The sequence below is a fragment of the Lentzea sp. HUAS TT2 genome (genome assembly GCF_051853195.1).
In the GTDB taxonomy this organism is placed as follows: Bacteria; Actinomycetota; Actinomycetes; order Mycobacteriales; family Pseudonocardiaceae; genus Lentzea.
In genome coordinates this window covers 133,411-153,209 of sequence record NZ_CP196667.1, presented here as the reverse complement: position 1 = coordinate 153,209, position 19,799 = coordinate 133,411, and the positions used below count along the sequence as shown (strand labels likewise).

Sequence of the window (19,799 nt, the reverse complement as noted above, 5' to 3'; positions counted from 1 at the left end):
GTGACCGCCTTTCTCAGACGAGGTACTGGTTGAGGTCGCGGGACACGAAGCGGCCGTGGCCGGTCGAACCGTGGTACGCGCCGTCCGCGATCACCTTGCGGCCGCGGGAGAACACCGTCTCCACCTGGCCGGTGATCTCGAAGCCCTCGTAGGCCGAGTAGTCCACGGCCATGTGGTGCGTGTCGGCGGAGATCGTCTGGGATGCCTTGGGGTCGTAGATCACGACGTCCGCGTCGGCTCCCGGTGCGATCACTCCCTTGCGCGGGTACATGCCGAACATGCGCGCGGGTGTCGTGGAGACGATCTCGACCCAGCGTTCGCGGGTGATCTCGCCCTTCACGACGCCCTGGTGCAGCAGGTCGACGCGGTGCTCGACGCCGGGCATACCGTTGGGGATCTTGGAGAAGTCGCCGACGCCGAGCTGCTTCTGGTCCTTGAAGCAGAACGGGCAGTGGTCGGTGCTCACCACCGAGAGGTCGTTGGTGCGCAGGCCGCGCCACAACGACGACTGGTGCTCCTTGGGCCGCAACGGGGGCGAGGCCACGTACTTCGCGCCTTCGAAGCCCGGCCGTGCCAGGTCCTCCAGCGACAGGTAGAGGTACTGCGGGCACGTCTCGGCGAACACGTTCTGGCCCGTGTCACGGGCGGCCGTCACGGCGTCGAGCGCCTGTGACGCCGACAGGTGCACGATGTACAGCGGGGAACCGGTCACCTTCGCGAGCTGGATCGCGCGCGACGTGGCCTCGCCCTCCAGCTCGGGCGGCCGGGTCAGGCCGTGCTGCACGGGGTCGCCGAGGCCGGAGGCCAGCGCCTGCGCGACGAGCTGGTCGATCGCGATGCCGTTCTCCGCGTGCATCATGATCGTGGCGCCGGTCTCGCGCGCCTTCTGCATGGCGCGCAGGATCTCGCCGTCCGTCGCGTAGAAGACGCCGGGGTAGGCCATGAACATCTTGAAGCTGTTCACGCCGGCCGCGATGCACGAGTCCATCTCCTTGAGCGACTCGTCGGTCACGTCGGAGATGATCATGTGGAAGCCGTAGTCGACGGCGCAGTTGCCGTCCGCCTTGGTGTGCCACTTGTCCAGAGTGGACAGCAACGACGAGCCCTTGGGCTGCACGGCGAAGTCGACGATCGTGGTCGTGCCGCCCCACGCCGCCGCGGTGGTGCCGGTCTCGAACGTGTCCGCGGACTGGGTGCCGCCGAACGGCATCTCCATGTGCGTGTGCGCGTCGATGCCGCCGGGGATGACGTACTTCCCCGCCGCGTCGATGACCTCGTCTGCCTGCACCTCGAACCCCGGTGTGACCAGCGCGGCGATGTGCTCGCCGCTGATCAGCACGTCGGCGGCGTGCGAACCGGTCGCGTTGATGACCAGGCCGTTGCGGATGAGAGTGCTCACGGGTTCACCAGGCCCTCGTAGGTGTCGGGGCGGCGGTCGCGGTAGAACGCCCACGTGTCGCGGACCTCGGTGATCAGGTCCAGGTCGAGGTCGCGCACGACGAGCTCTTCCTCGGTGTCCGAAGCCACCTCGTCGACGAACTGGCCGCGCGGCGACACGAAGTACGTCTGGCCGTAGAACTCGTTGTCACCCAACGGCTCCACGCCGACCCGGTTGATCGCGCCGACGTAGTACTCGTTCGCGACGGCCGCGGCGGGCTGCTCCAGCTTCCACAGGTACTCGCTCAGCGAACGCGAGGTCGCCGACGGGTTGAACACGATCTTGGCGCCCGCGAGCCCCAGCGCCCGCCAGCCCTCGGGGAAGTGGCGTTCGTAGCAGATGTACACGCCGATCCGGCCGACCGCGGTGTCGAACACGGGGTAACCGAGGTTGCCGGGCTTGAAGTAGAACTTCTCCCAGAAGCCCTTCACCTGCGGGATGTGGTTCTTGCGGTACTTGCCGAGGTACGTGCCGTCCGCGTCGATCACGGCCGCGGTGTTGTAGTAGACGCCCGGCTGCTCGACCTCGTACATCGGCACGATCAGCACGATGTTGTTCTGCGCGGCGACTTCCTGCATCAGCTGCGTCGTCGGACCGTCCGGAATGGACTCCGTGTAGGAGTAGAAGTCCGCGTCCTGCACCTGGCAGAAGTACGGGCCGTAGAAGAGCTCCTGGAGACACAACACCTGCGCGCCTTGGGATGCGGCCGCTCGGATGTGCTCGACCGCGTTCGCGATCATCGACTCCTTGTCGCCCGTCCACTTCTGCTGGACGAGCGCCGCCCGGATGATGTTGCTCACCTGGTCGTCTCCTTTGCCGTGTTGTCCTTCAGAGCGAGGAAGACCAGGAAGCCGGCCGCGAAGCCGACGACCCAGTTGTAGTCGTAGAGGGGCTTGAGGAACGGGATCAGCCCGTCCACCGGGAACGGCCCGCCGTGGGCGCCGCCGACCGCGAGCACGGAGCCCACGAGCGTCGCCACGACAGCACGCCAGTTCCAGCCGCCGTTGAACCAGTACGCGCCCCTGCCGTCCAGGTAGAGGTCGGCGAGCTCCAGCTTCGTCTTCTTGATCACCCAGTACCCGGCGACGAACACGCCCGCCACCGACGCCAGCAGGCCGCCGTAGAACCCGAGCCACGCGAAGATGTAGATGCTCGGGTCGGAGATCAGCCGCCACGGCTGGATCACGATGCCGATGACACCGGTGATCAGGCCGCCCACCGCGAACGTGATCCGCTTGGGGAAGGCGTTCGAGAAGTCGTAGGACGGGCTGACGACGTTCGCCGCGAGGTTCGCCGAGATCGTGGCCAGCACCAGCGAGATCAGCGCGATGATCACCAGGAGCGTGTTGTCGAAGCGGGACGCGAGGTCCGCCGGGTCCCAGATCGCCTCGCCGTACAACGCCTGCGCGCCGGACGTCGTCAGGATCGCCACGATCGCGATGAACGACATCGTGGTCGGCAGACCGAGGATCTGGCCGGTGACCTGCTTCTTCTGGCTGCCGCCGAACCGGGTGAAGTCCGGCATGTTCAGCGACAGCGTCGACCAGAACGCGATCATGCCCATCAGCGCGGGGAAGAAGAGCTTCCAGAAGTCCGGTCCCCAGCCGAGCTTGCTGGGCGCGTCGAGGATCGGCCCGAACCCGCCGGCCTTCACCAGCACGTAGCCCAGCAGGATCAGGAACCCGACGCTGACCAGCGGCGCCGTCCAGTTCTCGAACCGCCGGATCGCGTCCATGCCGCGCCAGATCACCAGCATCTGCACGACCCAGAACCCGAAGAAGCACAACCACAACGTCCACGGCTGGCCGCCGATCTGGGACGCGTTGGTCCACCCCTCGCCGGTCAGCCGCCCGATGATCACGTGCAGCGCCTTGCCGCCGACCCACGTCTGGATGCCGAACCAGGCGCAGGCGATGAACGCGCGCAGCAACGCCACCAGGTTCGCGCCGCGGATGCCGTAGAAGGCGCGGGCGAACACGGGGAACGGGATGCCGTACTTCGTGCCCGCGTGGCTGTTGAGCAGCATGGGGACCAGCACGATCAGGTTGCCCAGTGTGATCGTGAGGAACGCCTGCACCCAGTCCATGCCGATCGCGATCAACGACGCCGCGAGTGTGTAACTGGGGATGTTGTGCGCCATGCCCATCCACAGCGCGAAGAAGTTGTACGTCGTCCATGTCCGCTGCTCGACGGGCACGGGTGCGAGTTCGGGGTTGAAGAACCTGCTGTCCTTGATGGGACCCACGTCGCTCAGTTCGACGCGGCCATCAGGTGTGACCTGGGGCGGTGAGGACTCGACTGCCATCGTTCAACCCCCTGTTACGCTGCTGAAACAACCTCAGCCCTGCCGGATTCCATCCCGGAATCCTGGGTCCGCCGCCGCAGGTGTGGCAGTGTCAGAGTGTCCACGCTTGTCATGATCGGCGCACATTGTGTTCCACTGGCGGACATGGGGATCTCTCGGCGAGTCGTCCTGCTCGGGGGCGCGGGCCTGGTGGGAGCAGCGGGGACGTACGGCGCGCTGACCCCGCGCGGCCGCCGTCTGCTCGGTTGGACAGGGCCTGACGGCGTGGTGCCCGCCGTCCCACCTGTACCCGTTCAGCCGATGCCCTGGGGTGCGTGGATGGGCGCGGACGGGCCGGTCGTGCTCGTGCTGCACGGGCGTGGGGGCAGCGTGGCCTGGTGGGAGGAGCTCGGGCTGTCGCGGTTCCTCAACGGGTGCGGGTTCCGGTGCGCGGTGGTCAACGGTGGTGAGGACTACTGGGTGAACCTCGTCCCGCCGGTGCCGTTCGAGGCCGCGCTGGGGATTTCCATGGGCGGGTTCGGGGTGCTGGACATCGCTTCCCGGCAGCCGCTGAAGGCCGTGGCGGCCATCAGCCCGGCGCTCTTCCCTTCGTGGGAGGACGCCCAGCGGATCAACGGGTTCGCGTCGCGGGACGTGTGGGAGGCGCACGAACCGTTGCGGCACACGGCGAGGATCACGTCACCGGTCGGCGTGTGGTGCGGGCGGGAGGATCCGTTCCACGATCCGGCGGGGGAGCTGGCGGACGCGGTCGGTGCGCAGGGGGCGTTCGAGCACGGCGAGCACGACGTGGGCTACTGGCGCCGGGTGCTGCCGGACGCGTTGCGGTTCATCGGGGATCGGCTGTGAGCATGCGGGCCAGCGCGTCCCGGTCCACAGCCGCCAGCCGTGCGTCCTCGTGCCTGTCGTTGCGCTCGAAAGCGAGCACGAGGCCTTCCAACGCGTCGTGCATCAGCGGCACGTCGTTGCAGTGGCGCACGACCTTCCAGGCCTCGTAGAGGTTGTTCAACGCGCGCACGTCTTCCCCCGCCCGCAGACAGGAGTGCCCGAGCCGCACCCGCAGAACCGCGACGAACCAGGTGTTGTCCAGGTTGATCGCCGCGTCCAAGGCCAGCTGGTCGGTCATCAGCAGGTCGTCCAGGTGGCCGCGCAGACCGAGGTAGTCGTGCAGCGCCTGGGCGATCGCGCCCCCGTGGGGGATGTGCCGCAACAGCAGCGCGGACAGCACGGACGAGACGAGCGTCGGCCGGTGGCGGTCGAACCAGTGCAGCGCTTCCGGCTGTTTCGGCGTGCGGAGTGCCTCGTTCATCCGCGTGGCCCGCTCGGCGAAGTAGGTGAAGAACCGCGACATCGCCTGTTCGCGGGTCTCCTTCTCCTCGTCCGCGCTGACGCAGTCGGCCGCGAAATGGCGCACCAGGTCGTGGAACCGGTCGCCGGGTTCGATCAGGTGCGCGGTCCGCAGCTCCCTCAACACCTTGCGCGCCTTGACCTCCGTGCACCCGGCCAGCTGCGCGGCGCCCTCGACCGTCACCTCGTGCGATGGGTGCAGCGCGGACAGCCGGAACACCCGGCGTTGTTCCTCGGTGAGTGCTCGGTAGGACAGTTCGAACGCCGCGCGCACGGACCGTTCGTCGCCGTCGTCGAGCAGGTCCAGCTTCACCTCGCGCAGCTCGGCGACCCAGTCGTGATCGGGGTCGGTGCGGCGCAGCGCCGCCATGATCCGCAACGCGAGCGGCAGCCGTCCGCACAGTTCGGCGAGGTCGGGATCGCCCACCAGCGCGGCTGCCTCGTCCGGCGCGAGCAGCCCCAGCTCCAGGTGGTGGGCGTCGTCGAGACCGACGAGCCGGTGCCTGCTGGTGACGATCGTGCGGTGCCGGTTGGGCAGCAACGGCCGCACGTGCTGCGCGGACCTCGCGTTGTCGACCACGATCAGCATCGGTTCGCGGTCGGCGACGAGGGTGCGGAACAACGCGGCGCGGGTGTCCTCGGAGCGGGGGATCTCCCGCACCCCCAGCGCGGTCAGGAACTCCTCCAACGCCTGCGCCGGCGTCACGCGGCGTTCGTCGTCGTAGTCCTGGAGGTCGACGAAGAGCTTGCCGCCGGGGAACTTCTCGGCGTGCCGCAGCACGAGTTCGGTCTTGCCGACACCCGCGAGGCCCGACACGACGGTCAGACCGGCCACGTCCAGTTCGGCGAGTTCCCGCTCCCGGCCGACGAAGGACTGGCCGGCGTGCCGCAGACCGTCGAGCGCGGTGGGCGCCGGTTCGGGGGAGGTGAGGTGAACGGAACCCACGGTGTGCGCCTGCACCACGTTCCCGTGGTTCTGCCCGACCTCGTTGGTCACCGCTGAGATTGTGCCACCTTCAACCGCACCACGGCCGTGCCCGCTTTGCGGTCGTGCCAGGTCCGCGTCCCGCGCAGGTCCAACGCCTCCACGACCGACAGCACCAGCAGCACGAACCCGCCGACCAGCAGCAACGACGACAGCCAGCCCGCCGACCCCCCGCTCACGTGCCCGCCGATGACGACCCACGGCTGCTGCCAGCCGAGGCCCGCCATCAGTGCGGGCTCCCGCCAGCCCAGACCGGTCAGCACGAGCACCGCGCCCGCACCGGGCAGCGCGGTCGTGATGAGCGTGCGTGCCAGCACCCGTCTGAGGTTCAGACCGGACGCGGGGCCCACCACCCGCAGCCCCGTGAGGGCCTTGCCGAGGGTGTTCAGGCGCAGCAGCAGAGCGTCGTACACCGCCGCGCAGAGCACCACCAGCACGGGTTCGTGGACCAACGGCCACGCCACGACCAGCACCAGGAGCCAGTCGAGCAGACGGGCGATCAGCCGACGAACGAGCATGATTCACGCTAAGCGGCGGAAGTGCGTCATAAGTGGTCAGTTCATGGTCAGTTGACGCAGGAACTCAGCGGTCCAGCGGGCCTCGTCGCGGCTCACCTTCACAGCGGTGAGACCGTCCGTCTGGAACGCCGTGATCTCGGACGGCGTCAACGGCCACGGCGGACCGTCCACGTCCGAGCCCTCCTCGCGGGCCACGGCCAGGACCAGCAGTTTCGAACCGGTCAGCCACGCGACCCGTTCGATGGCCTGGGCGTGCAGGTCAACGGGCAGTGCCTGCACCGTCATGTTCTCCACGACGAGGTCGAACGCGTGGTGCCACTCGGCGGGCGGATTGAGCAGGTCCGCGACCACGTAGGAGACCGAGGACTCCGGGTGGCGCGCCTGCACGGCCGCCACGGCGGTGGGGGAGATGTCGAACGCGGTGACCTCGAAGCCCAGCGAGGCCAGGAACTCGGAGTCGCGGCCGTAACCGCAGCCCACGACCAGCGCGCGCTGGCCGGTGCCGTCGAGACCCGTTGCCCATTCGACGAGGTGCGGCTGCGGGTGGGCGATGTCCCACGGGACGGAGGCCGTGCCGGCGTCGGCCTCCGCGTAGAGCTTCTCGAACCAGCCTGTCGGATCTGCCGCCTGCAGGCGGCGAGCGTCGTCATCAGCGGACATGACGACACCCTTTCAGCTCACCGCGCCGCTCGCGCCCGAGTTGCGCAATCCACAGACCGTCGTCGGCGGGCGTGCCGTCGGCCATGTGCTGACGCAGCTGCTGCACCAGCTCCAGCCAGGACGCCTTCACCGCCTCAACAGCCTCCGGGCCCATCGCCGCCGCGCGCGACCTCAGGTCGCCCAGCTGGTCGGCGGTGAAGTAGCTCTCGTACACGGACATCATCTCCAAAGTGGACAGAAGTGACTCGGTGGTGTGCCCGTCGAGCAACGCGGTGAGCCGCGACCGAAGCGCCTCCATCTGCTGCGCCTGGGCCGTCAGCGCGGTCAGCTGGGCCTCGAAGAGCGGGCGCAGCGAGTCCGAACGGGACAGTGCCGATCGGACCTCCTCCAGGGAGAGACCGAACTGGCGCAACGATCTCACCTGATAGAGGCGCCGGACGTCGTCCGGTGTGTACCGACGGTGACCGGATGCCGTGCGCTCGGACGCGACGACTAATCCGATCTCGTCGTAGTGGTGCAGCGTGCGGACGGTCAGTCCGCTCGCTTTGGCCAGGTCACCGATGCTCCAACGGGTCACACCGAGACCGCAGGACCTCCCGTGACGTGAGGTTCAAGCCCTGAACACCCGATCGAGCGGGTTAATCCGCGAACCAATTGCGCCGATGAAATCGAAGATCGGTCCCCAAACCAGATTGAGGAAAACTGTGTCTCGTTCCGGACTGTTCCGTGCCGCCGCCCTGCTCGCCGCCAGCGCCGCCCCGCTCCTCGCGGGTTCGGCCAGCGCAGCCGAGCTTCCCCAGCTGGGTGCCGGCGTTCCCGAGGTCGGCGCGGACAAGCTGATCACCGACGCCTCCCAGCGCGCGAACCCGCTCGACTCGGCCTCCGCCGTCCAGCTGCCGCACGTCGGCGCGCCCGTGGCCAGCGACCTGCCGGTGCCCGCGCTGCCCGCCGTCCCCGGCGCGCAGGAGCGCACCATCCCGGCGCCGGTCGTCCCGCAGCTCGGCACCCTGCCGTCCCTGCCGCACGCCCAGGACCTGACCGGCAACGCGCACGTCGGCGACCTCCAGGCCCCGGCCCTGCAGGACCTGCCGACCAACGGCGTCGTGCCGAACCCGGCTGTGCTCTCGGGCGTTCACCCGACGATCAACGGCTGAGTTCCCACGTCGAAAATGGGCCCGTGCGCGCTCACGGGCCCATTTCGTGCACCAGGAGCGCGACGTAGAGCGAGAGCACGGACTCCGGGTCCTCCAGAGAGACGCCGAGAACCTGCTCGATCCGTCCCAGCTGCTGGTAGTACGCGGTCCGGGACAGGTGTGCTGCCGCAGCAGCCGCCGACTTGTTGCCGCCGTTCTCGCACAGGCACCGCAGCAGCTCGACCAGCCGGGAACCCTGGGCAGCGTCTCGCGCCAGCAACGGCCCGAGCTCGCGGTCCGCGAACGCCCGCACCCGTTCGTCCTCGCGCAGCAGGTGCAGCAGGCCGCGCAGCCGCACGTCGTCGAGCCGGTGGTAGAGCTGGGATCCCGGTGCCCGCAGCGCCGCCCCCGCCACGTGCGCGGCCTCGCCGAGAGAGCGGCGAACGTCCGATGTGGACGTGACGGTCGTGCCCACGGCGATCACCACCGCCTGCGCCGCCGTCCGGTGGATCTCGCGCGCGACCTTGCGCAGGACCCCTTCCACGCCAACGGTCATCGGCACCGACAGCAGCGCGCGCACCGACGTGTCGTCCACGACGCCGACCAGCGCCGCGACCGTTACCCGCCGCCCCGCCAGTGCCGTCGCCTCGGCCAGGTCACGCAGGACCTCTTGCGTGGCAAGCGTTTGCCCCTGCAACACCGACACCGGCCGGACCGCCACGCCGATCAGCTGCCGTCGTTCCAGCGGCACGCCCAGCGCCGCCGCCCGCGCACCGAGGTCCGCCGACTGCGGTGACTGGCCGAGCAGCTGGGCCAGCAACGTCCGGTGGGTCTGCCGTTCCAACGACTCCCGGTCGCGCGCCACGAGCCGATGCACGGCCAACGCGGATGCAGCGCGTTCGGCGACCACGACGTGCCGGTGCGGTGGTGGCTCCGGGGAGACCATCACGAGCCGGCCCCAGTCCGCCCCGCGCGCGCCGACGATCGTGATCAACCAGCCGGACGCCGCGTCGTAGGCGGTCCGTTCGGTGACCGTGACGGCCCGCGAGCGCGCCGCCCAGTCGTCCAGCAGCGTCACGGGGTCGTGCCCGGCGGCGTCGTAGGCGAGCACGTCGTGGCCGAGCGTCTCCAGCACGACCGCCAGCCCGGACGTCCGCGCCACCTCGCGCAGCACCTCGGACGGTTCGGCGCCCGCGACCGTCAGCGACGTGAACGTCTCGTGCACCTGTTCCGCGGCCCTCAGCTCGGCCAGCTGGGCGTCCACGATCAGGCCCACGACCGCCTCGGTCACGGCCACGTACTTGGTCTCCTCGGTCAGCGTGACCAGGGGTAACCCGTGCCGTTCCGCGGCGGTGACGAGCGCGCCCGGCACGTCGTCGCGCCACCGCCGCCCCAGCTCGACGATCAGGCCCGCGCAGCCGACCGCGGCCAGTTCCTCGATGTAGCGGGCGAGGCCGGACTCGGGCAGCATCACGCCGGTCGTGAGCACCAGCTCCCCGCCGCGCAGCAGCGGCGCGATGTCTGCGATCTCCGCCACATGCACCCATCGGACGCGGCGGCTGAGCCCGGCCGATCCGGCCACCACACGGGGCTTTCCCTGCCGGATCACCGGGAGAGCGACGACTTCGGAGACCGTCGGGTACATGGACACAACGTAATGCCAACCAGCCGATCCGGGTACAGGTTGTGCATGGCGGCGCACCCTGCGCGCCAGCAGACTCCGAGGCAGGCGTCGGACCCCTGGAGGACGAGATGGCTCACAAGGAGCTGCTGGCACGACACCGCGCGGTGATGCCGAAGTGGGTGGCCCTCTACTACGACGAGCCCATCGAGATCGCGAGCGCCGGCGGGCGCCGGGTGACCGACCGCGAGGGCACGACCTACCTGGACTTCTTCGCGGGCATCCTGACCAACGCCATCGGCTACGACGTCGCGGAGATCAGCGACGCCATCCGCTCGCAGCTCGACACGGGCGTGCTGCACAGCTCGACCCTGTACCTGATCCGCTCGCAGGTGGAGCTCGCGGAGAAGATCGCCGAGCTGTCCGGCATCCCGGACGCCAAGGTGTTCTTCACCAACTCCGGCACGGAGGCCAACGAGACCGCGCTGATGCTCGCCACCCAGGCGCGCCGCAGCGAGCAGGTCCTGGCCCTGCGCAACAGCTACCACGGCCGGGCGTTCGCCACGATCGCCATCACCGGCAACCGCGGCTGGTCGGCGTCCGCCCTGTCGCCGATCAAGGTCAGCTGGGTGCACGGCGGCTACCGCTACCGCTCGCCGTTCAAGGCGATGGACGACAAGGACTACATCAAGGCCTGCGTCGACGACCTGCGCGAGATCATCGAGACCACGACCTCCGGCGACGTCGCGTGCATGATCGCCGAGCCGATCCAGGGCGTCGGCGGCTTCACGTCCCCGCCCGACGGCCTGTTCCGCGCGTTCAAGGACGTGCTGGACGAGTACGGCATCCTCTTCATCTCCGACGAGGTGCAGACCGGCTGGGGCCGCACCGGCGAGCACTTCTGGGGCATCCAGGCGCACGACGTGGTGCCGGACGCGATGACGTTCGCCAAGGGTCTCGGCAACGGCCTCGCGATCGGCGGCGTGGTCGCGCGCGGCGACCTGATGGACACGATCACCGCGAACTCGATCTCGACGTTCGGCGGGAACCCGATCTCCACGGCCGGCGCGCTGGCCACCGTGAACTACCTGCTCGACCACGACCTGCAGGCCAACGCCGCCAAGCTCGGCTCGCGCCTGCTCGGCGGCCTGCGGTCGCTGGCCGAGAAGTACCCGGTGATCGGGGACGTGCGCGGCAAGGGCCTGATGGTCGGCGTTGAGTTCGTCGGACCCGAGGGCGAACCGAACGCCACCGCGGCCGGTGTCGTGCTGGCGGAGTCGAAGGCGCGCGGCCTGCTCGTCGGCAAGGGCGGCCTGTACGGCAACGTCATCCGGCTGGCCCCGCCGATGACGCTGACCGAGGACGAACTGGAAGAGGCACTCGGGATTCTCGCTCAGGCGGTGGAGATCGCGTGATCAACGCCCAGAAGTGGATCAAACACCGCATCAACGGCAAGCCCTGGGAGTCCGCTCCCGAACGGCTCGGCGACGTCTACGACCCGACGACCGGCAAGGTGGCCTCCCAGGTCGCCTTCGCCTCGGTGTCCGAAGTGGACGCAGCGGTCTCCGCGGCCGCGGAAGCGTTTGCGTCCTGGCGAAACGCGTCGCTGGCGCAGCGTTCGACGGTGATGTTCAAGTTCCGCGAACTGCTCAACGACCGCAAGGGCGACCTCGCGAAGATCGTCTCTGCGGAGCACGGCAAGGTCGTGTCCGACGCGGCCGGCGAGATCCAGCGGGCACTCGAGTCGGTCGAGTACGCGTGCGGGATCCCGCAGTTGCTCAAGGGCGGCTTCAGCGAGAACGCGTCGACCCGCGTGGACGTCTACTCGATCCAGCAGCCGGTGGGTGTGGTCGGCGTGATCTCGCCGTTCAACTTCCCCGCGATGGTCCCGCTGTGGTTCGTGCCGACCGCGATCGCCTGCGGCAACACCGTGGTGCTCAAACCGTCCGAAAAGGACCCTTCGTCGTCGAACTTCCTCGCGGAGCTCTTCGCCGAGGCCGGACTGCCCGACGGCGTGCTGAACGTCGTGCACGGCGACAAGGTGGCCGTGGACCGGCTCCTCGAACACCCGACCGTGAAGGCGATCTCGTTCGTCGGCTCCACCCCGATCGCCCGCTACGTCTACGAGACCGGCACCGCGCACGGCAAGCGCGTGCAGGCACTGGGCGGCGCCAAGAACCACATGGTCGTGCTGCCCGACGCAGACCTCGACCTGGCCGCCGACGCCGCCGTGTCCGCGGGCTTCGGCTCGGCGGGGGAACGGTGCATGGCGATCTCGGTCGTCGTCGCGGTGGGCGAGGTGGGCGACGACCTGGTGTCCAGGATCAAGTCGCGGATCGCCGACGTGAAGGTGGGTTCCGGCGCGTCGTGCGAGATGGGACCACTCGTCACCGGCGTGCACCGGGACAAGGTCACGTCCTATTTGGACGCCGGTGTCTCCGCGGGCGCGGTGCTCGCGGTCGACGGCCGCGACCACCCGATCGACGGCGAGGCGAGCGGCTTCTGGCTCGGTCCGACCTTGTTCGACCACGTCGGCACGGACATGACGATCTACACCGACGAGATCTTCGGCCCGGTCCTCTCGGTCGTCCGCTGCGACACCTATGAGGAAGCCGTCGAGATGGTGAACTCCAACCGCTACGGCAACGGCACCGCGATCTTCACCAACGACGGGGGCGCGGCCCGGCGGTTCCAGAACGAGATCGAGGTGGGCATGGTCGGCGTGAACGTGCCGATCCCCGTGCCGGTGGCCTACTACTCGTTCGGCGGGTGGAAGGAGTCGTTGTTCGGCGACTCGCACGCTTACGGGCCGCACGGCGTGCACTTCTTCACCCGTTCGAAGGTGGTCACTTCGCGGTGGCTCGACCCGTCGCATGGTGGCGTGAACCTGGGTTTCCCACAGAACACCTAGGGTGGTGCGGTGAGCACTCGCCGCTCGTACGACCGCGTGGCCGCGCGCTATGCGCTCGAACTGAGCGGCGAGCTCGCCGGGAAGCCCCTGGACCGCGCTCTGCTCGACGCCGTCGCGGAGTCGGCGGACGGTCTGGTCCTGGACGTCGGCTGCGGACCCGGTCACGTCGCGGCCTACCTGGCCGGACGGGTGCCCGTCGTCGGCATCGACCTGTCACCGCAGATGTGCGCGTACGCCGACGTGCCCGCGTGCGCCGGCGACATGACGGCGCTGCCCGTCCGATCCCGCTCGGTCTCCGCGCTCGTCTGCCTCTACGCGGTCATCCACCTCGACGAGGGGCAGCGAGCCCAGGCCTATGCCGAGTTCGCACGGGTGCTGCGCCCCGGCGGGCAGGCGCTGATCGCGTTCCACGTGCGCGACGAGGAGACGCGTGCGGGGCAGGAGAAGACCCTGACGCGGTGGTGGGACAGCGAGGTCGACCTGACCTTCCGCTTCCTCGACCCCGACGAGGAGACGCGCATGCTGGCGGAGGCGGGCCTCGCGGTGACGGCCCGCCTCGATCGCGCTCCGGATCCGCGTGTCGAGCACGCGAGTGAGCGGGCCTATCTGCTGGCGCGCGCCGCCAACGCCTCCGGCAACGGGTCGTAGCGGGAGAACCGGCGCGTGAACGTGCCGGTCCCCGAAGTCAGCGACCGCAGCTCGACCGCGTACCGCAGCAGCTCCGACGACGGCACCTCGGCGCGGATCATCGTGCGCCCGCCCTCGCCGGCCTCGGTGCCGAGCACCCGCCCGCGCCGTCCGGACAGGTCGCCCAGCACCGTGCCCAGGTGTTCGTCGGGCAGCCGGATCGCGACCTCGTCCATCGGTTCCAGCAGCTGCGTGCGGGCGGCGGAGGCGGCCTCCTTCAACGCCAGGGCGCCTGCGGTCTGGAACGCGGCGTCCGAGGAGTCGACGGAGTGCGCCTTGCCGTCCACGAGAGTCACCCGGACGTCGACGACAGGGGTGCCGTCGTGCAGGCCTCGTTCCAGCTGGGCGCGCACGCCCTTCTCGACGGACGGGATGAACTGGTGGGGCACCGATCCGCCGACGACCTTGTCCACGAACTCGAAACCAGAGCCGCGGGGGAGTGGTTCCACGACGATGTCGCACACGGCGTACTGGCCGTGACCTCCAGATTGCTTCACGTGCCGGCCGTGGCCCTTCGCCGGTCCCGCAAAGGTTTCGCGGAACGGCACGCGCACTGGCTCGGTGTCGATCTCCGCGCCGCCCGCGCGGAGGCGGGCCAGCACGACGTCGGCGTGCGCCTCGCCCATGCACCAGACGACCATCTGGTGCGTCTCGGCGTTGCGGTCCAGGCGCAGGGTCGGGTCGCTCGCTACCAGGCGGCTCAGGTTGCGGGCCAGGTTGTCCTCATCGCTGCGGGTACGGGGCACGACGGCGATGGGCAGCAACGGTTCCGGCATGTCCCACGGCGCCATGAGCAGCGGCTGTTCGGGGGCGGAGACGGTGTCGCCGGTCTCGGCGGTGGTCAGCTTCGTCAGCGCGCAGAGGTCACCGGCCACGCAGTACGGGACCTCGCGCAGGGACGAGCCCAGCGGCGAGTAGATGTGGGCCACGCGTTCGTCGGCGTCGTGGTCCTCGTGGCCGCGGTCGGCCATGCCGTGCCCGGAGACGTGCACGGGGCGTTCCGGGCGCAGGGTGCCGGAGAAGACACGGACCAGCGACACGCGGCCGACGTAGGAGTCCACTGCTGTGCGGACCACCTCGGCGACGAGTGGCCCGTCCGGGTCGGCGGCCATGCGGGGTTGTGGGATGCCGTCCACCGATGTCACGGACGGAAGTTCGTGCTCCAGCGGTGACGGGAACGCGCGCGCGATGCCGTCCAGCAGTTCCACGAGGCCCATGCCGGTTGCGGCGCACACGGGCATCACGGGGTGGAACGAGCCGCGCGCGACGGCGGTCTCGAGGTCGGCGATCAGCGTGTCCTGGTCGATCTCCTCGCCCGCCAGGTAGCGGTCCATGAGGGACTCGTCCTCGCTCTCGGCGATGATGCCCTCGATCAACGCCGCCCGTTCGTCTGGATAGGCCTCGCCGGACGTGAGCAGCCCGACCAGCGTGTCGCCCTCCTGCATGTACAACGGCACGACGCCCGCGCCGAACGCCGCCTGGCACTCGATGACCTCGTTGCCGAAGTTCGCGCGGTGGTGGTCGGTGCGGGTGATGACGACGGCGCGTGGCATGCCGACGAGAGCGCACTCCTCCCACAGCGCGACGGTGGCCGTGTCGACGCCCTCGAAAGCGTTGACAACAAAAAGGGCCGCGTCCGCGGCCCGTAGTCCTGCCCTGAGCTCACCCACGAAGTCGACGTATCCGGGGGTGTCGATCAGATTGATCTTGATGTCCCCGTGCTGGATCGGTGCTACCGCGAGGCCTACTGATCGTTGTTGTCGCACGGCCGCCGGATCGTGATCGCAGACCGTGGTGCCCTCGGTGACCGATCCCGCGCGGGTCAGCACGCCGGTGGCGGCGAGCAGGGCCTCGGTGAGCGTCGTCTTGCCGGCCCCGGACGGGCCCACGAGCACGACGTTGCGGACCTTGGCCGGATCGTCTACAGCGACCGCGCCTGCCGGTGTGCCGTTGTCGGAGTTCCTGCTTCCCATGGCGACCTCCGTCAAGTCGTAGTGTTCGATCTCACACCCGTTCCCGTTCCTGGACAACCCCGCAGACCCGACTGGTCGCCCACCGGCATTCACGCTCACGCGCGTGAGCAGGCTCACCACCTGCGGTTGATCGGAAAGTGGCCTTCTGATTCGCGGCTCCAGTGGCTTGGGTGAGGGGGCCACAGCAGACGTAGGGTGAGTTCACCAAGACTTCCCCTCGTGAAAGGTTGCCCAGGTGAGCACTGATCAGGTCACGGGTACCGCCCGCGTCAAGCGCGGCATGGCCGAGATGCTCAAGGGCGGCGTGATCATGGACGTGGTCGACGCCACCCAGGCGAAGATCGCCGAGGACGCGGGCGCCGTGGCCGTCATGGCCCTCGAGCGCGTGCCCGCCGACATCCGCTCCCAGGGCGGCGTCGCGCGCATGAGCGACCCCGACCTGATCGACGGGATCATCGACGCCGTCTCGATCCCGGTCATGGCGAAGGCCCGCATCGGCCACTTCGTCGAGGCCCAGGTCCTCGCGTCGCTCGGGGTCGACTACATCGACGAGTCCGAGGTGCTCACCCCGGCCGACTACGCGAACCACATCGACAAGTGGGCGTTCACCGTCCCCTTCGTCTGCGGTGCGACGAACCTGGGCGAGGCCCTGCGCCGCATCACCGAGGGCGCGGCCATGATCCGCTCCAAGGGCGAGGCCGGCACCGGTGACGTCTCGAACGCCACCACGCACATGCGCAAGATCCGCCAGGAGATCCGCCGCCTGCAGAACCTCCCCGAGGACGAGCTCTACGTGGCCGCCAAGGAGCTCCAGGCGCCGTACGAGCTGGTCAAGGAGATCGCGCAGAACGGCAAGCTCCCCGTCGTGCTGTTCACCGCGGGTGGCATCGCGACCCCGGCCGACGCCGCGATGATGATGCAGCTCGGCGCCGAGGGCGTGTTCGTCGGTTCCGGCATCTTCAAGTCCGGCAACCCGGCCCAGCGCGCCGAGGCCATCGTGAAGGCCACCACCTTCCACGACGACCCCGACGTCATCGCCAAGGTCTCGCGCGGCCTGGGTGAGGCCATGGTCGGCATCAACGTGGACGAGATCCCGGAGCCGCACCGCCTGGCCGAGCGCGGCTGGTAGGTCAGAACGAACGAGAAGGGCGCGTCCCCACGACGGGGACGCGCCCTTCTGTCGTCCTATGACCCCGGCGTGAAGCAGTACGTGGTCTTCGTTTCCTCATAGGCCATCGCCTTCAACGAGTCCGCGCCGCACGCCGCCTCGTCCGCGGTGTTCGTGAGCACCCGCACCTTGATCGCTCCGGTCGCGCCGCAGTCCACCACGGGGTTCTCGGCGGTGAGAGAGGCGAGCATGAAGTCGTAGCACTGGCCGTCGAAGAACACCGGGATCAGGCACAGCGTTCCCTCGCGACCGTTGTAGGTCGTGTACGCGTCCGGGTCGCCGCCGCACTCCTGGAAGTCGAAGTCGAGCACCTTGCTCACGGTGTAGTTGTGGAGCCTGCCGTCGCAGGAGACCTCGTCGTACTTCATGTTGGACTCCACGCCCGTCAGCTTCACGCAGTCGCCGACCGCGGTGCCGTGGCCCTCAGGGAACAGGTAGAAGACCGTGGCCAGCATCGCCACGAGCAGGACGCCGAGGCAGCTCGCGATCACCAGGCCGACCCGGGAGGTCCTTCGTGGAGGGACGAAGGAGGGCGGGTGGATCAGCGCCGGGTGGACCAGCCCCGTACGAGGCGGGTGCGCGGGCGGCGAGGTGGGTGGTGCCCACACGTTGGCCGGTTCACCTGGCCCGTCCGGAGAAGCGGCGGGCGGGATGGGCGGAGTCGTCATGGATTGCCCCCAGTGCGGCTCGACGCGGATGTGATCGTCTGGCCGACGCGAGCAGTCCCCCCAGACTTCCGCCCATCCTAGAGACGGCCGGGGCTTGCCCCGACCGCTCAACGGGTCATGTGGCCACCGTCTCGACGAGGCCGGACAACGCGGCCGGCAGCTGGTCGAGGTGCAGCACGCCGAGTCGTTGCGTGGCACGGGTCAGCGCCACGTACAGCTCCGCCGCACCGCGCGGCCCGTCGGCCATGATCCGCTCAGGCTCCACGACGAGCACCGAGTCGTACTCCAGGCCCTTGGTCTCCGCGGCGGGCACCGTGCCGGGCACGCCGGGCGGCCCGATCACCACGCTCGTGCCCTCGAAGTCCGCCTCCTGCTTGACGAACTCCTCGACGGCGCCCGGCAGCTCGTCCGTGGTCACGTGTCGCGACCAGGGCTGAACCCCGTTGGCGCGCACCGAGTCCGGCGCCTTCACGTCCGGCGCGAACTCGGCCAGCACCTGTGCCGCGACGGCCATGATCTCCGCGGGCGTGCGGTAGTTGACCGTCAGCGACCGGTACTCCCAGCGGCCGGGCACGTACGGGTCGAGCATCTGGCCCCACGACGTGGCGCCTGCCGCCGCACGGCGTTGTGCGAGGTCGCCCACCACCGTGAAGGAACGGCCGGGGCAGCGGCGCATCAGCACCCGCCAGTCCATTTCGGACAGTTCCTGCGCCTCGTCCACGACCACGTGCCGGTAGGTCCAGCCGCGGTCTGCCAGCGCGCGTTCGGCGAGCGTGCGCTGGTCGTGGTCCTCGAAGCGCTCGGCCAGGTCCTCCGCGAAGAGCATGTCCGACGCGAAGAGGTGGTCCTCGTCGTCCATGTGGTCCACGCGGCCGACCATGCTGTCGAGCACCTCGGCGGCGTACCGGGCCTCGGCCGCGCGTTCCGCCTGCGCCGCCTGGTCATCGGCCTGTTCGGTGCCGTCCTTGCCCAGCAGGTCGTACAACTCGTCGAGCAACGGCACGTCGGACACCGTCCACGCGTCGCCCTCCGCGCGGTGCAGCGACGGATCGGCGCCCGCCTCCGCGAGCCGCTCCGGCGACGAGTACAGCGCGCTCAGCAGCTCGAACGGCGTCATGATCGGCCACAGCGAGTCGAGCACCGCGAGGAACGAGTCGTCGTCGGCGAGGTCCTTCACCAGGCCCGCGCGCATGTCCTCCCAGGCCTGCTTGTCGGACCGGGACATCCAGCCCTTCCCGATCCGGCCGATCGCCCGCTCGGTCAGGACGTACGTGACGATCTCGCGGAACACCGCGCGCGCCTCGTTGTGCGGCAGGCCGCTGTCGCGCGCCTCCTGCCGGGCCCACTCGGCGACGTCCGCGCCGATCTCGATGACGACGTCCTTCATGCCGACCGGGATGGGGTCCTCCGGCACGCGCTGCAGGGCCGCGACGGCCGCCTTCAGCACGTCCACCATGGTGCGCGCACCCTTGAGCCGCGCGACCTCCGGCGAGTCCTCCGCCGTCGCGCGCAGGCCGGGCAGCAGGCTGCCGGCGGTCGAGAACACGACGTCCGACTCGCCCAGCGAAGGCAGCACGCGGCCGATGTGGTTGAGGAACGCCGGGTTCGGGCCCACGACGAGCACGCCGTGCCGTTCCATGCGCTCTCGTTGCGTGTACATCAGGTACGCGACGCGGTGCAGCGCCACGACCGTCTTGCCGGTGCCGGGGCCGCCCTCGATCACCAGCACGCCGGGGTGGTCGAGCCGGATGATCGCGTCCTGCTCGGCCTGGATCGTCGCCACGATGTCGCGCATGCCCTCGCCGCGCGGCGCGTTCAACGCCTCCAGCAGGGCCACGTCGCCCTGCTCCTCGCCGAGCTTGCCGAACACCTCGTCGGTGAACCCGGCCACCGAACGGCGGCGGGTGAGGAACTGACGGCGCCGCAGCATGCCCTCGGGGGTCGCCCCGGTGGCGGTGTAGAACGGCCGCGCCGCCGGTGCCCGCCAGTCGAGCAGCGCCGGTTCGAACTCGTTCTCCTCGTCGAACAGGCCGATCCTGCCGATGTAGGAAGTGTCGCCGTCGAGGCTGTCCAGGCGGCCGAAGCACAGGCCGTAGTCGGCCACGTTCAGGCGCTTCATCTCGCGGTGCCGGGCGCGCACCTCGTTGTCACGTTCCATCGCGGTCTCGCCGGTGCCACCCAGCGCAGACAGATAGGCGGCCTTCACGCGTGCACGTTCGCCATCGAGCCGTGCGTAGAGACCGGCCACGTAATCACGCTCGGACTGCAGTTCTTCTTCGTAAGCCACGTGCTCCCCACAGCGCCCTTGTTCTGCCTGAGGCGATGAGTGTGAACGATCCACGGGGTCTTGTGGCAAGGCCCCCCGCCTGCTATACGTTTGAGTGGAGA

17 protein-coding genes are annotated in these 19,799 nt (G+C 69.4%); 6 read left to right on the top strand and 11 right to left on the bottom strand.

Annotated elements, in window-relative coordinates; translation table 11 throughout:
• Positions 1–13: 13 nt before the first annotated feature.
• From hydA to ACSHWB_RS00735, 3 genes are read right to left on the bottom strand one after another with little or no spacing between them, the layout of a single operon-like run.
• Positions 14–1,399, bottom strand: coding sequence for a dihydropyrimidinase (hydA, locus tag ACSHWB_RS00745; RefSeq protein ID WP_439660142.1), 1,386 nt, complete (start codon positions 1,397–1,399; stop codon positions 14–16).
• Complete coding sequence (locus tag ACSHWB_RS00740; RefSeq protein ID WP_439660141.1) at positions 1,396–2,238, bottom strand: nitrilase-related carbon-nitrogen hydrolase; 843 nt, start codon at positions 2,236–2,238, stop codon at positions 1,396–1,398. Before ACSHWB_RS00740 ends, hydA begins: the two co-directional genes overlap by 4 nt.
• The gene (locus ACSHWB_RS00735; protein WP_439660140.1) at positions 2,235–3,743 is read right to left on the bottom strand and encodes an NCS1 family nucleobase:cation symporter-1; all 1,509 of its coding nucleotides are present in this window, start codon (positions 3,741–3,743) and stop codon (positions 2,235–2,237) included. The genes ACSHWB_RS00740 and ACSHWB_RS00735 overlap by 4 nt, the downstream gene beginning before the upstream one ends.
• Before the next feature lie 144 nt (positions 3,744–3,887).
• Between ACSHWB_RS00735 and ACSHWB_RS00730 the strand changes: the two genes are divergently transcribed.
• Positions 3,888–4,589: a hypothetical protein gene (locus ACSHWB_RS00730; protein ID WP_439660139.1), complete on the top strand. Its 702-nt coding sequence runs from the start codon at positions 3,888–3,890 to the stop codon at positions 4,587–4,589.
• Here the strand turns inward: ACSHWB_RS00730 and ACSHWB_RS00725 are convergent.
• Genes ACSHWB_RS00725 through ACSHWB_RS00710 form a run of 4 tightly spaced genes read right to left on the bottom strand, consistent with a single transcriptional unit; the run spans position 4,570 to position 7,827 of the window.
• Complete coding sequence (locus ACSHWB_RS00725; RefSeq protein ID WP_439660138.1) at positions 4,570–6,084, bottom strand: AAA family ATPase; 1,515 nt, start codon at positions 6,082–6,084, stop codon at positions 4,570–4,572. The genes ACSHWB_RS00730 and ACSHWB_RS00725 overlap by 20 nt on opposite strands.
• Positions 6,081–6,590: an RDD family protein gene (locus ACSHWB_RS00720; protein WP_439660137.1), complete on the bottom strand. Its 510-nt coding sequence runs from the start codon at positions 6,588–6,590 to the stop codon at positions 6,081–6,083. The genes ACSHWB_RS00725 and ACSHWB_RS00720 overlap by 4 nt, the downstream gene beginning before the upstream one ends.
• A 36-nt stretch (positions 6,591–6,626) precedes the next feature.
• Positions 6,627–7,250 (bottom strand): class I SAM-dependent methyltransferase, encoded by a 624-nt coding sequence (locus ACSHWB_RS00715; RefSeq protein ID WP_439660136.1) that lies wholly within the window; start codon positions 7,248–7,250, stop codon positions 6,627–6,629.
• Positions 7,240–7,827 (bottom strand): MerR family transcriptional regulator, encoded by a 588-nt coding sequence (locus tag ACSHWB_RS00710; protein ID WP_439660135.1) that lies wholly within the window; start codon positions 7,825–7,827, stop codon positions 7,240–7,242. The genes ACSHWB_RS00715 and ACSHWB_RS00710 overlap by 11 nt, the downstream gene beginning before the upstream one ends.
• A 127-nt stretch (positions 7,828–7,954) precedes the next feature.
• Here ACSHWB_RS00710 and ACSHWB_RS00705 point away from each other — a divergent pair, with 127 nt between their 5' ends.
• On the top strand, positions 7,955–8,404 hold the full coding sequence (locus tag ACSHWB_RS00705; protein ID WP_439660134.1) for a hypothetical protein: 450 nt from the start codon (positions 7,955–7,957) through the stop codon (positions 8,402–8,404).
• Between the two features lie 31 nt (positions 8,405–8,435).
• Here the strand turns inward: ACSHWB_RS00705 and ACSHWB_RS00700 are convergent, their stop codons facing one another.
• Positions 8,436–10,028 (bottom strand): PucR family transcriptional regulator, encoded by a 1,593-nt coding sequence (locus tag ACSHWB_RS00700; protein WP_439660133.1) that lies wholly within the window; start codon positions 10,026–10,028, stop codon positions 8,436–8,438.
• Between the two features lie 107 nt (positions 10,029–10,135).
• Here ACSHWB_RS00700 and ACSHWB_RS00695 point away from each other — a divergent pair, with 107 nt between their 5' ends.
• The 3 genes from ACSHWB_RS00695 to ACSHWB_RS00685 are packed head-to-tail and all read left to right on the top strand — an operon-like array spanning position 10,136 to position 13,563.
• Positions 10,136–11,419, top strand: a complete 1,284-nt coding sequence (locus tag ACSHWB_RS00695; protein ID WP_439660132.1) for an aspartate aminotransferase family protein — start codon at positions 10,136–10,138, stop codon at positions 11,417–11,419.
• Positions 11,416–12,915 (top strand): CoA-acylating methylmalonate-semialdehyde dehydrogenase, encoded by a 1,500-nt coding sequence (locus ACSHWB_RS00690; RefSeq protein WP_439660131.1) that lies wholly within the window; start codon positions 11,416–11,418, stop codon positions 12,913–12,915. Before ACSHWB_RS00695 ends, ACSHWB_RS00690 begins: the two co-directional genes overlap by 4 nt.
• Before the next feature lie 9 nt (positions 12,916–12,924).
• Positions 12,925–13,563: a class I SAM-dependent methyltransferase gene (locus tag ACSHWB_RS00685; RefSeq protein ID WP_439660130.1), complete on the top strand. Its 639-nt coding sequence runs from the start codon at positions 12,925–12,927 to the stop codon at positions 13,561–13,563.
• On the opposite strand, the gene ACSHWB_RS00680 is transcribed toward ACSHWB_RS00685, so the two are convergent.
• Positions 13,518–15,575, bottom strand: coding sequence for an elongation factor G-like protein EF-G2 (locus tag ACSHWB_RS00680; protein ID WP_439660129.1), 2,058 nt, complete (start codon positions 15,573–15,575; stop codon positions 13,518–13,520). The genes ACSHWB_RS00685 and ACSHWB_RS00680 overlap by 46 nt on opposite strands.
• Positions 15,576–15,810: 235 nt before the next feature.
• On the opposite strand from ACSHWB_RS00680, the gene pdxS reads away from it, so the two are divergent.
• Entirely contained in the window at positions 15,811–16,704 is an 894-nt protein-coding gene (gene pdxS / locus ACSHWB_RS00675; protein WP_189155917.1) for a pyridoxal 5'-phosphate synthase lyase subunit PdxS, read from the top strand.
• A 56-nt stretch (positions 16,705–16,760) separates the two neighbouring features.
• On the opposite strand, the gene ACSHWB_RS00670 is transcribed toward pdxS, so the two are convergent.
• Positions 16,761–17,411, bottom strand: coding sequence for an LppU/SCO3897 family protein (locus ACSHWB_RS00670; protein WP_439660128.1), 651 nt, complete (start codon positions 17,409–17,411; stop codon positions 16,761–16,763).
• Between the two features lie 115 nt (positions 17,412–17,526).
• On the bottom strand, positions 17,527–19,698 hold the full coding sequence (helR, locus tag ACSHWB_RS00665; protein ID WP_439660127.1) for an RNA polymerase recycling motor ATPase HelR: 2,172 nt from the start codon (positions 19,696–19,698) through the stop codon (positions 17,527–17,529).
• Positions 19,699–19,799: the final 101 nt, after the last annotated feature.

Excerpts from the sequence above, each read along its gene's own strand:
- ACSHWB_RS00735 (WP_439660140.1), bottom strand. The coding sequence starts at position 3,743 with ATGGCAGTCGAGTCCTCACCGCCCCAGGTCACACCTGATGGCCGCGTC.
- ACSHWB_RS00730 (WP_439660139.1), top strand. The coding sequence starts at position 3,888 with ATGGGGATCTCTCGGCGAGTCGTCCTGCTCGGGGGCGCGGGCCTGGTG.
- ACSHWB_RS00720 (WP_439660137.1), bottom strand. The coding sequence starts at position 6,590 with ATGCTCGTTCGTCGGCTGATCGCCCGTCTGCTCGACTGGCTCCTGGTG.
- ACSHWB_RS00715 (WP_439660136.1), bottom strand. The coding sequence starts at position 7,250 with ATGTCCGCTGATGACGACGCTCGCCGCCTGCAGGCGGCAGATCCGACA.
- ACSHWB_RS00700 (WP_439660133.1), bottom strand. The coding sequence starts at position 10,028 with ATGTACCCGACGGTCTCCGAAGTCGTCGCTCTCCCGGTGATCCGGCAG.
- ACSHWB_RS00695 (WP_439660132.1), top strand. The coding sequence starts at position 10,136 with ATGGCTCACAAGGAGCTGCTGGCACGACACCGCGCGGTGATGCCGAAG.
- ACSHWB_RS00680 (WP_439660129.1), bottom strand. The coding sequence starts at position 15,575 with ATGGGAAGCAGGAACTCCGACAACGGCACACCGGCAGGCGCGGTCGCT.
- ACSHWB_RS00670 (WP_439660128.1), bottom strand. The coding sequence starts at position 17,411 with ATGACGACTCCGCCCATCCCGCCCGCCGCTTCTCCGGACGGGCCAGGT.